The 14,080-nt window shown below is 64.9% G+C and carries 12 protein-coding genes; 4 read left to right on the top strand and 8 right to left on the bottom strand.

Annotated elements, in window-relative coordinates:
* Window positions 1-60: 60 nt before the first annotated feature.
* Window positions 61-2,526: an EAL domain-containing protein gene (locus F2P46_RS28050; protein ID WP_166896459.1), complete on the bottom strand. Its 2,466-nt coding sequence runs from the start codon at window positions 2,524-2,526 to the stop codon at window positions 61-63.
* A 254-nt stretch (window positions 2,527-2,780) separates the two neighbouring features.
* Between F2P46_RS28050 and F2P46_RS28055 the strand changes: the two genes are divergently transcribed.
* Window positions 2,781-5,147 carry a TonB-dependent receptor gene (locus F2P46_RS28055; RefSeq protein ID WP_166896461.1) on the top strand — a complete coding sequence of 789 codons (2,367 nt, stop codon included), beginning with the start codon at window positions 2,781-2,783 and terminating at the stop codon, window positions 5,145-5,147.
* Window positions 5,148-5,429: 282 nt separating this feature from the next.
* Here the strand turns inward: F2P46_RS28055 and F2P46_RS28060 are convergent, their stop codons facing one another.
* On the bottom strand, window positions 5,430-5,738 hold the full coding sequence (locus tag F2P46_RS28060; protein WP_166896535.1) for a PsiF family protein: 309 nt from the start codon (window positions 5,736-5,738) through the stop codon (window positions 5,430-5,432).
* 186 nt (window positions 5,739-5,924) lie between these two features.
* Between F2P46_RS28060 and F2P46_RS28065 the strand changes: the two genes are divergently transcribed.
* From F2P46_RS28065 to F2P46_RS28075, 3 genes are read left to right on the top strand one after another with little or no spacing between them, the layout of a single operon-like run.
* Window positions 5,925-6,923 (top strand): MerR family transcriptional regulator, encoded by a 999-nt coding sequence (locus tag F2P46_RS28065; RefSeq protein WP_166896463.1) that lies wholly within the window; start codon window positions 5,925-5,927, stop codon window positions 6,921-6,923.
* Window positions 6,924-6,963: 40 nt separating this feature from the next.
* Entirely contained in the window at window positions 6,964-7,671 is a 708-nt protein-coding gene (folE, locus tag F2P46_RS28070; RefSeq protein WP_166896465.1) for a GTP cyclohydrolase I, read from the top strand.
* 18 nt (window positions 7,672-7,689) lie between these two features.
* Window positions 7,690-8,115 carry a BLUF domain-containing protein gene (locus F2P46_RS28075; RefSeq protein WP_166896467.1) on the top strand — a complete coding sequence of 142 codons (426 nt, stop codon included), beginning with the start codon at window positions 7,690-7,692 and terminating at the stop codon, window positions 8,113-8,115.
* A 73-nt stretch (window positions 8,116-8,188) separates the two neighbouring features.
* Here the strand turns inward: F2P46_RS28075 and F2P46_RS38330 are convergent, their stop codons facing one another.
* The 6 genes from F2P46_RS38330 to F2P46_RS28105 form a co-directional block, all read right to left on the bottom strand.
* Window positions 8,189-8,899, bottom strand: a complete 711-nt coding sequence (locus tag F2P46_RS38330) for an Hsp20/alpha crystallin family protein (protein WP_267875893.1) — start codon at window positions 8,897-8,899, stop codon at window positions 8,189-8,191.
* 15 nt (window positions 8,900-8,914) lie between these two features.
* The gene (locus tag F2P46_RS28085; protein ID WP_166896539.1) at window positions 8,915-9,352 is read right to left on the bottom strand and encodes an Hsp20/alpha crystallin family protein; all 438 of its coding nucleotides are present in this window, start codon (window positions 9,350-9,352) and stop codon (window positions 8,915-8,917) included.
* A 204-nt stretch (window positions 9,353-9,556) separates the two neighbouring features.
* Window positions 9,557-10,327, bottom strand: a complete 771-nt coding sequence (locus F2P46_RS28090; RefSeq protein ID WP_166896469.1) for a ParA family protein — start codon at window positions 10,325-10,327, stop codon at window positions 9,557-9,559.
* Between the two features lie 147 nt (window positions 10,328-10,474).
* A complete protein-coding gene (locus tag F2P46_RS28095; protein WP_166896471.1) occupies window positions 10,475-10,969 on the bottom strand; it encodes a Dps family protein in 495 nt (164 codons plus the stop codon).
* 56 nt (window positions 10,970-11,025) lie between these two features.
* Window positions 11,026-12,024: an LLM class flavin-dependent oxidoreductase gene (locus tag F2P46_RS28100; protein ID WP_166896473.1), complete on the bottom strand. Its 999-nt coding sequence runs from the start codon at window positions 12,022-12,024 to the stop codon at window positions 11,026-11,028.
* A 163-nt stretch (window positions 12,025-12,187) separates the two neighbouring features.
* Window positions 12,188-13,819 (bottom strand): methyl-accepting chemotaxis protein, encoded by a 1,632-nt coding sequence (locus F2P46_RS28105; protein WP_229509492.1) that lies wholly within the window; start codon window positions 13,817-13,819, stop codon window positions 12,188-12,190.
* Between the last annotated feature and the right edge of the window lie 261 nt (window positions 13,820-14,080).

Genomic DNA, 14,080 nt, shown 5'->3' on the forward strand with positions numbered 1-14,080 from the left:
TGCGGGCGCGGCTGGAGGCGAGCGCTGCACCACGGCGGCGCATCCGTTTTGGTGCACCGCTTAGCGGCGCGTATCGTGGCAGCGCAGCAGGCGGTCGAACTGGGCGGCGGTGAGCGGCCGCGAAAACAGGTAGCCCTGGCCGAAATCGCAACCGGCGCCGGTCAGCAGGTCGCGCTGTTCCTGCGTTTCGACGCCCTCGGCGATGACTTTGATGCCGAGCTTGTGGCCCATGACGACGATCGCTTCGCACAAGGCCAGGTCGTCCGAGCCGGCCACCATCTTGAGCACGAAGGACTGGTCGATCTTCAGATAGTCGATGTGGAATTTTTTCAGGTAGGACAGGGAGGAATAGCCGGTGCCGAAGTCGTCGAGCGACATCTGGATGCCGCTTTCGCGAAACGACAGCAGTTGTTCGTGGATGCTGTGGGTCGATTCCATGAGCATGCCTTCGGTAATTTCGACCACGATTTCGGTGCCGGCGTAGCGCCCCAGCACCGGATGGCTGCGCAGATGCGGCGCATGCAAGGGTTGCCCGTTGCCGCATGACTGGCGCCGGAACTGGGCCGGCGACATGTTGACGCTGATCTGGAATTCCGGATCGATGTTGCCGCGCCAGCGCATGGCCTGGTGGAACGCTTGCTGGAACACCCATTCGCCGATGCCGACGATGAGGCCCGATTCCTCGGCCAGCGGGATGAATTCGGCCGGGCTGACCGCGCCGCGCTGCGGATGCTCCCAGCGCAGCAGCGCTTCGGCTTTGCGGATGCGCCCGCTGGAAAGGTCGACGATGGGCTGGTACAGCACCCGCAACTGGCCCTGCGCGAGCGCGGCGCGCAGGTCGTTCAAGGTGCGCATCTTGTTCTGCGCGGCACGCTGCATGGCGGGCATGAAGTAGCTGAACTGGTTGCGCCCGCGATTCTTGGCCGCGTACATGGCCTGGTCGGCGTTCTTGAGCAGGGTGTCGACGTCGCTGGCGTCGTGCGGGAACAGGGTGATGCCGATCGAGCCGGACAGGTACAGCGTTTCGACCCCGATGACGAAGGGTTTGGCGAGCGCGGCGAGCATGCCGTGGGCGACCCGCTCGACGCTGTCGAGCTCGTCGAGCTCGCCGAGGATGACGGTGAATTCGTCGCCGCCCAGACGCGCCACCGTGTCGGCCTGGCGGATGCAGGACGACAGGCGCGCCGCCACCTCGCGCAGCAGCTTGTCGCCGGTATCGTGGCCGAGGGTGTCGTTGACTTCCTTGAAGTGGTCGATGTCGATGAACATCAGCGCCAGCGGCAGGTTGGAGCGGTGCGACTTGCGCAGTTCGTGCGTGAGCCGGTCGTGGAACATGCTGCGGTTGGGCAAGCCGGTGAGGAAGTCGAAGTTGGCTTGGCGCCAGATGGTGTCTTCCGCCAGTTTCTGGTCGGTGATGCCGGAAAACATATTCACGCGGAACTTCACCTGGCCGCGTTCGTCGTAAATGGTGTCGATGCGCAGCCATTCGGCGCATTCGTCGCCGTTCTTGTGACGCGTCCACACCCGGCCCTGCGCGTGGCCCGATTTTTCCAGGCGCTGCAGCAATTCGCCGTTGTGCTCCCGGCCCAGCACGCCCGTCAGCAGCATGCGGGCCGGCTGGCCGATCAGCTCCGGCTCGGCATAGCCGGAGAGGCGGATAAACGCGGGATTGACGGCGACGATGCGCTCGTCCGGCGCGGTGATCATGATCGCTTCGCCGATGGCCTCGTACACCATGGCCGACAGGTTCAGCGCGCGCTCGGCCTTTTTCCATTCGCTGATGTCGGTGGAAATGCCGATCACGCCGATCAGGCGGCCCTGGTCGTCGCGGATCGGGGAGGCGGTCACGTGCATGGGAAAGGTGGTGCCGTCGCGGTTGCGCACCAGGAATTCGCCCGACCAGCTGCACCCGGCCTGCAATCGCGCCATGATCTGGGCGGCGCGTTCGGCTGAGGTTTCGGCCGGCACCAGGTCGATGATGTTGCGGCCCATCGCCTCGGCGGCCGCCCAGCCGTAGAGCTTTTCGGCGAACGGGTTCCAGTACAGGATAGTGCCGGCCACGTCGGTGGCGATGACGGCTTGCTCGACCGAGGCCAGCAGGCTGGCCTGGAACTGGATCTGGCGTTCGCAGCTTTTGAGCGTGGTGATGTTGTCATGCACCAGCACCAGGGCCGGCGCGCCCTCATGGTCGAGCGCGCTGATCTTGAGGGAAAACCAGCGCGGCTCGTGCGGGGCGTCGCAGGGATAGTCGAAGGTGGCGCTGCGGCAGCGGCCGGCCAGGATGTCGCGCACCAGGGAGGCGACCCGGGCGGCGTCGCTGCAGCCGCACAAGGCGGCGCGGTCGCACACATCGAGGTAGTTGATGCCTTCGCACACGCGCAGCGGATCGCCGCCGTTGGCGAGCGCGAAGTCGCGCCAGGCCTTGTTGGCCGACACGATCATGCCGCGCTGGTCGATCACGACAATGTGCTCCAGCAAGGCGTCGATCGTGACGGCGGAGAGGGAGTGGGATAGGGCCGCTAGCATCGTTGCATGGTGTTTCTGCGGGGAGAGGAGGAGCTCGGCCGAGCCCACCGAACATATAAGACACGCATGCTGCAAGAAAGTGCCTGTGTTGAGCCAAATTATTTCGCCAGCGACGTATTGACGCGTTGGGCGCGGCCCTGGCGGCGACTGAATCAATTGATTGACGGAACGTTATGAGCGCAGCCTGTGTATAGTGCCCGCTGGACAATTCCATCAATCCCCATCCAGCGCCTGGATGTCGCCCGAGTTTTCCGATGAAGCAGTTTCGATTGCCCGGCGCCGCCGGCGCCCGCCACGCAAGACCATGGTCGCTGGCACTGCTGGCGCTGCTGGCCCTGTGCGCGGTGCATGTCGCGCAGGCGCAAGGCGCGCTGGCGCCGGCTGCCCGTACGCCGGCTGCCCGTACGCCGGCTGCCGGTACGCCGGCTGCCCGTACGCCGGCCGCCGGTACGCCGGCTGCCCGTACGCCGGCCGCCCGTACGCCGGGCGCCGGTACTCCGCCCGCCATCACGCAGGCCGCCCGAAGCGCGCCACCCAAGCCGCCGCCGGAAGGCGACCTTGCCGTGCCCTCGGTCACGGTCGAAGGCGAGCGCCCGAGCAACCGCATCGACCGCCAGGTCTACGACATCAAGGCGGACGTGAGCACGAGCAACGGCTCGGCGGCCGATGCACTGGGCAATGTGCCATCGGTGGCGGTCGATCTGGACGGCAGCGTCAGCCTGCGCGGCAACAACAATGTGCAGATCCTGATCGATGGCAAGCCGTCGGCCATGTTGCAGGGCGAGAACCGTGGTGCGGCGCTGGCCGCGATGGCCGCCGACGATATCGAATCGGTGGAAGTGATCAACAACCCGGGGGCGCAGTTCGGCAACGACGGCGGCGGCGGGCCGATCATCAACCTGGTAACGCGGCGCAACCGGGGTGCCGGCGGCATGGGCGTGGCCAACCTGAATGCGGGCACGGGCGGGCGCGCCAACACGGCGCTGTCGGGCAGCTACAACCAGGGACGGTTCAGTTTCCAGGGTGGCGTCAACGTGCGCCATGACGGGCGCGATACGCGTGCCACGGTGGCGCGCGAGCGCATCGATCCGGTCAGCGGGGCAGTGCGGCGCAGCACCCAGGAAGCGCGCGGGGAAGGGCTCAACGATGCGTTCGGCATCAATGGCGGCGTGGGCTACAACCTGGGCACGCGCAGCAAGCTGGCCGCGACGATCGCGTACAGCAAGCGCAGCAACGACCAGCACGGGCGCGACCACTATGCGAACCACAGCGCGACGGGCGAGCTGGACAGCGATGTCACGCGCACCAGCGAGCGCAGCGGCAGTAGCGGGAGCAATAGCTGGGGTGTGCGCGGCGAGCACAAGGGCGATGCCGACGGCGAACCGTTCAAGATGGATCTGCGCGTATCGTCGAGCAGCAACCGCAACGACAGCGCGTACGCGCATCGTTATGTCTACGACAGCGACGGCAGACAGCGCGCGTTCAGCCGCCAGGGCAGCGGCATCCGCAACCGGATGACCGACTGGACCGGCGACTACGAGCGCTCGGTGGATGCGGCCATGCTCAAGCTTGGCTACAAACTGGCGCGCAACGCCGGCAGCGTCGACGCGCGCTACGTCAACATCGATGCGCTCACCATGGACGAGACCGATAACGCGGCGCGCAGCAACCGCTTCGAGCTCGACGAAACCACGGCCGCGCTGTACGGCTCGTGGCAGTGGCGGGTGGACGAACGCTGGGGCGTGCTGGGCGGCTTGCGGGCCGAATATACCCGGCTCGATATCCGGCAATTGACGGCGCGCACGGCAGCGCGCAACGACTACCTGAGCACGATTCCGAGCTTCTTTATCAGTTACAAGGCATCCGACCAGAGCACCGTGCGGCTGTCTTATGCGCATCGCATCCAGCGTCCGGCGGCGGGGGACCTCAATCCCTTCGTGGTGTACCGGGATGAGCTCAATGTATCGTCGGGCAATCCGGGATTGCTGCCGTCGGAGGCCGATTCGCTCGAGCTCGGCCTCGATACCACCTTGGGGCCGGTGGCGACCAACCTGCGCGCGTTTTTGCGCAAGGAACACGACCTGATTTCCGAGCGGCGCTATTTTATTGGCGAAAACGTGCTCCTGACCACGCGCGACAACGGCGGCAGCCGTCAGTCGGGCGGGCTGGAGTTCAGGCTGGGCGGAAAAGTCGGCAAGACTTTGTCGCTGAGCACCAGCGGGAATGTGGGGTATAGCGAGCAGGCGTACCTGAACAGCGGCGGTGCGGCGGTGCGGCGCTCGGCCACCTCGCTCAACGTGCGCGGGCGCATCAATTATCAGGTGAGTGCGGCGGATCAGTTGCAGGTGGTGCTCAACAGGCAGGGCAAGACCTTGATCGGGCAAGGCGTTCGGGAGCCGAATGCGACGCTCAATCTCAGCTTCCGGCACAGCCTGACGCCGCGCCTGAATGTGGTGCTGAACGTGACGGATGTGTTCGATTCGAACAAGACCCAGACGCGGATCGACAGCGACATCCTGCGCGAAAGCAGCCTGCGGCGCTCCGATGGACGGCTGGTCTATGTGGGATTGTCGTACCGGCTGGGCGGGGTGACGCCGGGCGGGCGCCGTCCCGGCGCCTGACCACCTCCGGTGTCAGGTCTGACAATCGGACACGGCCTCGGCATTTCCACCTCCGGTGTCAGGTCTGACAATCGGACACGGCCTCGGCATTTCCACCTCCGGTGTCAGGTCGGACAATCGGACACGGCCTCGGCATTTCCAGGCAGTTGGGCGCTCCCTGGATTGTCCAGCTCGTGTCCGATTGTCAGACCTGACACCGGAGTGGACACCGGAGTGAGACTGGAGTGACACCGGAGTAGACCTGGGCGGGCGCCGTCCCGGCGCCTGAACACCGGGGTGGGGTTATTTGGGGGCGCTCAGGCAGCTTTTCATGAACGCCTTGCGCTCGTCGCCCTTTTTACCCGCCGCATCGGCATTGCAGGTCTTCATTTTGTTCTGCTGCGGCGTGGCGGCCGGGGCCGCCGGCTTGGCGCTCAGGCATTCCTTCATGAAGGCTTTGCGCTCGTCGCCCTTTTTTCCACTGGCGTCGGCGTTGCAGCTCACCATCTTGTTCTGCTGCGCCGACTTGGCCGCTGGCGCCGCTGTCTCGGGCGCAGCGAAGGCGGCACTGGTGAAGGCCAGCAGGGCGCAGCTCATCAACATCTTGTTCATCATGATTGTCCTCAGGTTGTTGGATTGTTCCGACTTGCAACAAGATAAATATACGTCAGATGCCATGCTCGCCGCGACTTTTTCTTGCGCCCGGCGCTTTTTGAGGCGCTTCCAACTGTCCATGATTTGAAGCGGTATAATTGATTTTTCACGGTTCACAAGCGGTTCAACATGAGGGATGACGCCATGAATGAACTTTCTACCGATCACGATACGGTGCGCTCCGACGACACCGGCGCCTATCGCAGCGGCGTGGCCGCGCGTCTGGCAGGCTTGCCCGTCGAAACCTTGCGGGTGTGGGAGCGACGTTATGGCGTGTCGACGCCGCAACGTTCGGCGCGTGGGCAACGGTTGTATTCGAGCGCCCAGGTGCGCAGGCTGAGCCTGATCAAGCAGTTGGTCGACCAGGGCCATCCGATCGGCGCCATGGCCCATTTGCCGTTGGAACAGCTCCAGCACCTGGCCGAGCCTTTGGAAACCGATGCCGGGGCCAGCGGCCCGATCCGGGTAGCGGTGGTGGGCGCGGGACTGGCGCGCCAGTTGACCGCCGGCGGGCGCGAGTTGCGCACGCTCGATGTGCGCCATTCCTGCGCCCGGCTGGACGAGGCGCCTGTCGCCTTGCGCGGCGTCGGCGCCGACGTGCTGCTGATCGAATTGTCGGAACTGGACGATGCGGCCCTGCCGCTGGTGGCGGCGGCGCGCCTGGCGTGCGGCACGCCGGCGGCGGTGGTGCTGTACCGCTTTTGCGCCAGCGCCACGATCCGCCACCTGCGCGCGCTCGGTTGCCTGGTGGCGCGCGCGCCGTCCGACATGGCCGAGGTAGCATTGTTGTGCCAGGTGGCCTTGCCGTCCCGGCGCGCGCCTCTTGCCGCGCCGCCACGCGCGCCGCTGGCGCAGCGCGCCGACGCAGTGGCGCCGCGCCGGCTGGACGAGCAGGCGCTGGCGGCCTTGGCGGCGGCCAGCAACAGCGTGATCTGCGAATGTCCGCGTCACCTGGCCGAGATTTTGCTGATGATCGGCAGTTTTGAGCGTTACAGTATGCAGTGCGGAGCGCGCAATCCGGGCGACGCGGCCTTGCACCAGGAGTTGGGGCAGGCCGCGGCGCAAGCGCGCGCCTTGCTGGAACATGCATTGGAACGGCTGGCGCGCGCCGAAGGCTTGCCGCTGCCGGATGGGCTGGCGTGAGCCGGGCCGCCATTTTTATCTTTTTAAACAGGAATTGAGCATGTCGAACGGACTGACTACCGAATACCAACCCAGCACCGTGACAGTGTCGGAGCGCATCCGCGCGCGCCTGGTCGCCAGCAAGACGCGCTTCCACGCCAACGACAATATCGCGCGTTTCATCGAGCCGGGCGAACTCGACGAGCTGCTCGACGAGGTCAGCGCCAAGCTGCAAGGCGTGCTCGAGAGCCTGGTGATCGATACCGTCAGCGACCACAACACCCAGGACACCGGGCGCCGCGTGGCCAAGATGTTCATCAACGAAGTGTTCGGCGGCCGTTATGTGCCGATGCCGCCGGTCACCGAGTTTCCCAACGCATCGCATTTGAACGAGCTGATGATTATCGGCCCGATCACGGTGCGCAGCGCGTGTTCGCACCACCTGTGCCCGGTGATCGGCAAGGTCTGGATCGGGGTGATGCCGAACGAGCATTCGGCGCTGATCGGCTTGTCGAAGTACGCGCGCATCGCCAACTGGATCATGAGCCGTCCGCAGATCCAGGAAGAAGCCGTGGTGCAACTGGCTGACTTGTTGCAGGAAAAAATGCAGCCGGACGGGCTGGCGGTTGTGATGGAAGCGGACCATTTTTGCATGCAGTGGCGCGGCGTGAAGGATATGGATGCGAAAATGATCAACAGCGTCATGCACGGGTCGTTTTTGAAAGATCCGGCGCTGCGGCGCGAGTTTTTGTCCCTGATTAAACGCTGATCTTCGGAGAATCACACCATGCTCGTCCGTCTCCTGTACGCCAGCCGCGCCATTGCTTCGCCGCAGCCCGATACGATCCACGACATCATGTGCCAGTCGCACGCGCACAATCCCGCCCAGGGCATCACGGGCATCCTGTGCCACAGCGAGCACGTCTACATGCAGGTGCTCGAAGGCGGGCGCGAGGCGATCAACGGGCTGTACGCGAAAATCGTGCGCGATCCGCGCCATACCGATGTGGTGCTGCTGCACTATGAAGAAATCAACGAGCGGCGCTACGCCGGCTGGACCATGGGCAAGGCCAACCTGGCGCGCATCAATCCGTCGACCCTGCTGCGTTTTTCAGACTTGCCGGGATTGAATCCGCATGCCATGTCGGGCAAGAATTCGCTGGCGCTGATCGACGAACTGATGGCCAGCGCGTCGGTGGTCGGCCACCCGTAAGGCAAGGCCGGCCAGCCACGCCGGGATTGCGGTCCGGATCATCGTGGTCGAAGGCGACGGACCCATCCATCAGTTACGCGACCTTGATCTGCACCCTGCGCGGTTGCGCGTGCGCCGTTTTTGGAATGCGGATCTTGAGTACCCCGTGGGTCAGTTCCGCGCTGGCCTGTTCGCCATCGAGCTCCTTCGACAATGCAAACGTGCGCTGGTATTGCTGGTGCTTGACCTCGGCGTAGCGCGATTCCATTCCTTCCGGTACATCAAGCGAGACGGCGCCGTTGATGGTGAGGCTGTTCGTTTCCAGCCGCAGGTCGAGCTTGTCCTTGGACACTCCCGGCATGTCGGCAAGCAGCGTGATGCCGTTGGCGTCTTCGATCACGTCCACCGGCGGTATCAGGATGCCGGTGCGGGCCGCGATGCCGCCGCCGCCGGCCTGGTCCGTGGAGCGGGTTCTGGTCATCTCGCCGGCGCCCGCCGCCGTACCGCCCTGGTCGCTGGCGGAACCGGCGGACTGGCCGCCGGCATCATCAGCGCCGCCTGAACCGGCATCACCAGCGCCGCCTGTACCGGCGCTACGCATCTCCTCGCCGCCCACCTCGCTGCCAGCGCCGCTGCCGGTGGCCGCGCTAGCGCCGCCGACATTGCCGGTATTGCCCGCGCTGCCGGCAATGGCGGCATCTGAGGGATCACCCATCGGCCCCGGATTGCCCGCCTGGCTGGCCGTACCTGCCGCGCTTGCCGCGCCGCTGTGTTCTTCGCTGTGTTCATTCTCGTTGCTCGTCATGGTGCGCTCTCCTGTTCAGTGAACTGAAATACGGCGCGGCTGCGTTGCCTCGCGGCGCGCCACGGTGACGTGCAGCACGCCATCGCGATACTGTGCCGACACCGATTCGGGGTCGATGTCGTCCGGCAGGCTGACCACCCGCTTGAAGCGGCCGGCGAAGCGTTCGTTGATCTGGACCGTGGCTTGCTGCTGCGCGCTCGACAGATCGTCGGCACGCTCGCCGGCGATGGTCAGCACCCCGTGTTCGAGCTGGACGTCGATCGATGCCGGGTCGAGCCCGGGCACGAACGCGTACATCTCGACGCTGTGCGGCGTACTGCCGACATTGAGCGCCGGAAACCCGCCACGGCCCAGCCCGCGAATGCTGGGACCGAGGTCCAAGGTTTGCTCGATTTCGCGCTGGAGGCGGTCCAATTCGGCGAACACATCGCCTGGAAACATGGATCGATACATCATCATGGTGTTCTCCCGTTTAGCTCATTAGCTGATGGGAGTTTGACCGGGTGCGGCGGGAGTGGTTCGCCAGCGCCGCCTGGCGCGGCCGTCCGGCGCACGGTGTTTGAGATAGATCAAACACCGTGCGCAGGGCGCGCCGGCGCGCGCGGCCGCATCAGCATTGGCGCGCCCCGGCGAACCGACCGCGGTGCGAGGCCAGCCTTATGCGGCCTGCAGTTCGTGATACAGCGCCAGCATTTCCTGGCTCAGCTTGTGACGCGGGTCGAGGTGGATCATGGGCAGGTTGCGGTCGTGCGATTCGCGGATGCGGATCGAACTCGACAGCTTGTTGGCGAGCACCGGCAAGCCTTCCGCGCTCAGTTCGTTCACCAGGCGCTGCGGCAGCAGGGCGCGCGCCTGGAACTGGTTCACGACGATGCCTTCGATCGCAAGCGCGGGATTGTGGTCGGCCTTGATCTCGGCCACGTTGGCCACCAGGGTGTAGAGCGCCTGGCGCGAAAAATCGTCGCAATCGAAGGGGATCAGGCAGCGGTCGGCGGCAATCAGGGCCGACTGGGTGAAGAAGTTGTAGGCGGGCGGGGTGTCGACAAAGATGTCATCGAAGTCCCTGGCCAGTTCGTTCAGGGTATCGCGCAGCTTGTAGATTTTGTGGCGCGATTCGAGCTTGGCCTGCAAGTCGCCCAGTTCCGGGTGCGAGACCATGATCGACAAATTGGCGAACGGGGTGGGATGGACGAAGTCGGCGGCTGGTTTGGGGAAGACGATGAAGTTGAGCATCTGCTCGAAGTAGGCGCCCATGGTCGGGGCCACCTCGTTCATGGCCGCGCCGAGCAGGTAGCGGCTGGCGTTGCACTGCGGATCGAGGTCGATCAGCAGGGTTTTCTTGCCCTCATGGGCCGCGATGGCTGCCAGGTTGACCGCAATCGTCGATTTTCCGACGCCACCCTTCTGGTTGAAAATCACACGTTTCATCTGCCAGCCCCGGGAAAGTGATTGATTTTTCAATACTAGCATGCTGCGATGCAGCAAAGGGCGTTGGCGACGGCGCGTGTGCGCGCGATGCGACGTTCGGTCGCAGGCAAGCGCCAGCCGGGCGCGCGGCGCGGCTGGCGCGGGGGATCAGTCTTCCAGCAGGCTGCGCAGCATCCAGGCGTACTTTTCGTGCGTCTGCATGCGCTGGGTCAGCAGGTCGCAGCTTGGCTGGTCGTTGGCTTTTTCGGCCACGCTGAACAGGGCGCGCGCGGTACGCACCACGGTGGCCTGGCCTTCCATCAGGTCGCGAATCATTTCCTTGGCGTTCGGCGTGCCGCTGGTCGGGGTGATCGAGGTCAGCGCGGCGAATTGCTGATAGGAACCCGGCGCCAGTTCACCCAGCGCGCGGATGCGCTCGGCGATCAGGTCGACCGCCAGCCACTGCTCGTTGTATAAGGTCATGAACATGGTGTGCAGGGTCTGGAACATGGGACCGGTCACGTTCCAGTGGTACTGATGGGTTTTCAGGTACAGGGTGTAGCTGTCGGCGAGCAGGCGCGACAGGCCTTCGACGACTTGCTTGCGGTCGTCGTCGGCAATGCCGAGGTCGACCATGGGGGCTTGCGAGGTTTTGCTGTTCATAAGTGCATGCTCCTGTATGAAGTAATGAATGGAAAGCGGGAGGAATATATGCGATTTCAGGCCGGCGCGTGCGCCTCGGCGTGGATCTGGCCGACGATCTCGTAGGAGTGCAGGCGCGCCTTGTGATCGAACACCTGCGAGGTGATCATCAGCTCGTCGGCGCCGGTACGTTCTATGAACTGCTGCAACTGGCGCTCGACCGTGTGCGGCGAACCGATGGCCGAGCACGACAGCACCTGGTCGAGCATGGCGCGTTCTTGCGGGCCGAGGGCGTCGAGGTAGCCTGACACGGGCGGTTGCAAGCGTCCCGGACGGCCGCTGCGCAGGTTCACGAACGCTTGCTGCATCGAGGTCGCCAGCAGCGCGGCTTGCTCGTCGGTATCGGCGGCGAAGACGTTAAAGCCGAGCATGACGTAGGGCTTGTCGAGCTGGGCCGACGGGCGGAACTGGGCGCGGTACAAGTCCACGGCCTGCATCATCTGGGCCGGCGCGAAGTGCGAAGCGAAGGCATACGGCAGGCCGAGGTGGGCGGCCAGCTGGGCGCCGAACAGGCTCGAACCGAGGATCCAGACCGGCACCTTCAAGCCCGCGCCGGGCACGGCCATGACCGGGCGGCGCGAGTTTTCCGCAAAATAATCCATCAGCTCGACCACGTCTTGCGGGAATTCGTCGGCGTCGGACTGCAGGTTGCGGCGCATGGCGCGCGCGGTGGCCTGGTCCGAGCCGGGAGCGCGCCCCAGGCCGAGGTCGATGCGGCCGGGATAGAGCGACTCGAGCGTGCCGAATTGTTCGGCGATGACCAGCGGAGAATGATTCGGCAGCATCACGCCGCCGGCGCCGACCCGGATGGTGGAGGTGCCGCCGGCCACGTAGCCGAGCAGCACGGCGGTGGCGGCGCTGGCGATGCCGGGCATGCCGTGGTGTTCGGCCAGCCAGTAGCGGTTAAAGCCCCAGCGTTCGGCATGCTGCGCCAGGTCGAGCGTGTTCTGGAAAGAAACGCGCGCGGTGCTGCCTTGGGTGATCGGGGACAGGTCGAGTACGGAAAAGGGGATCATTGTCGATGCCTTGGGTCGGTAAGGGGGCGGCGCGGCCTCTGATAGTGCAGCGCGGTCTTACCCACATGGGGACGGGCGCGCCGTTTAAAAGGCGTTTTGTCCACATGTGACCAGGCAATTGAATCTGGCAATTCATGCAGCCGGTGGCGGACAGCGGCGCTGTTTATGGCAGGCGCCGCCGGGCCGGGGAGCGGCCCGGCAGGGTGCCGCGCTCGCCCGTGGCGCCGACCATGCCGTCGAGGCGGAACACGCCGACCACCTGCGACAGGCGCGCGGCCTGGTCCTGCATGCTCTCGGCGGCGGCTGCCGCTTCTTCGACCAGCGCCGCGTTTTGCTGGGTCGCCGCGTCCATCTGGGCAATCGCCTGGTTGACCTGGGCGATGCCGGCGCTCTGCTCGTGGCTGGCGGCCGAAATCTCGGCCATGATGTCGGTCACCCGGCGTACGCTAGCCACCACATTGTCCATCGTGCCGCCGGCGTCCGCCACCAGCTTGTTGCCGACCGATACCTTCTCGACCGAATCGCCGATCAGGGTCTTGATTTCCTTGGCGGCCGCGGCGCTGCGCTGGGCCAGGTTGCGCACTTCCGAGGCGACCACGGCAAACCCACGGCCCTGTTCGCCGGCGCGCGCCGCTTCCACCGCCGCGTTCAGCGCCAAGATATTCGTCTGGAAGGCGATGCCGTCGATCACGCTGATGATGTCGACAATTTTCCTCGACGAGTCGTTGATCGAGGCCATGGTGTCGACCACCTGGGCCACCACCGCGCCACCCTGCATGGCCACCTCGGACGCAGTGGCCGCCAGCTGGTTGGCCTGGCGCGCGTTGTCGGCGTTTTGCTTGACGGTGCCGGTCAGCTCTTCCATGGAGGCGGCGGTTTCTTCCAGCGAACTGGCTTGCTGCTCGGTGCGCGAGGACAGGTCGAGGTTGCCGGACGCGATCTGGCTCGATGCGGTGGCGATGGTGTCGGTCCCCATGCGCACCTGCATCACGATCTTGGCCAGGTCGTCGCGCATGGTGCGGATGCCGTGCAGCAAGCTGCTGCTGTCGTTGTGCTTGAGGTCGATATTGATGCTCAGGTCGCCCTCGGCGATGCTGCGCGCGATGCCGGCCGCGTAGCCGGGTTCGCCGCCGAGCTGGCGCAGCAAGCCGCGTCCGATCAGCAGGCCGATGCCGAGCAGCACGCCAGCGAGCGCCAGCGCGCCCAGCGAGAAGCTGAGCAAGCGCGCGTGGATGGCGGCGTCGACGGTATCGATGTAGACGCCCGAGCCGACAATCCAGCCCCACGGCGCGAAGCCTTTGACGTACGACACTTTTTGCACAGGATTCTCACTGCCCGGCTTGGGCCACATGTAAAACACGAAGCCGGCGCCGCTGGTTTTCACGGTCTGGGCGAACTCGACGAAAAAATGCTTGCCGGTCGGGTCCTTGTTGGCGCTGACGTCGGTATTGTCGAGCGCCGGCTTGATTGGATGCATCAACACCATCGGGCTTTGGTCTTGCACCCAAAAATATTCGGTATTGCTGTAACGCAGCACCTTGATGGCGGCCAGCGCGTTTTTTTGCGCGTCGGCGCGGCTCATGCCCCCCTTTTCGGACAGCCCGTGGTAATACGCGATGATGCCGTGCGCGGTCTCGACCGCCTGGCGCACATTGTTCTGGCGCTCTTCCAGGATCATGCGTTTTTCGGAAATGAGGAAGAGCGCGGTCAGGACCACGATGCCGATGATGCTGCTGATGATCAATGTGGCAAGTTTCTTCGCAATGCTCATCGATTCGAGAAAGGCAATATTCATGGTGACGTCCTTGTGCGTGCGATCTGCGAGCTGGTCTGTCTTGTGAAAGATAGCATGCGCAACGGGTTTTTGGGAGCTGTTTGGAACGCCACCGGGGCTGGCTGGCGACAGAGTGCGATTGCCGCCCCGCATCGCTGCAGGCGGCCAGCCGGGCTTGCGCGGATCGCGCGAGCACGCCACTGCGGGTCTGACGGGGAAGCCGGATCGGGCGGCCGTCAAGCCTGAATAAAGTACTTTCAGGAAAAGTTACGCCATAGAAAG

Origin of the sequence: Massilia sp. CCM 8734, from assembly GCF_011682155.1 — a bacterium.
GTDB lineage: Bacteria > Pseudomonadota > Gammaproteobacteria > Burkholderiales > Burkholderiaceae_D > Telluria_A > Telluria_A rubra.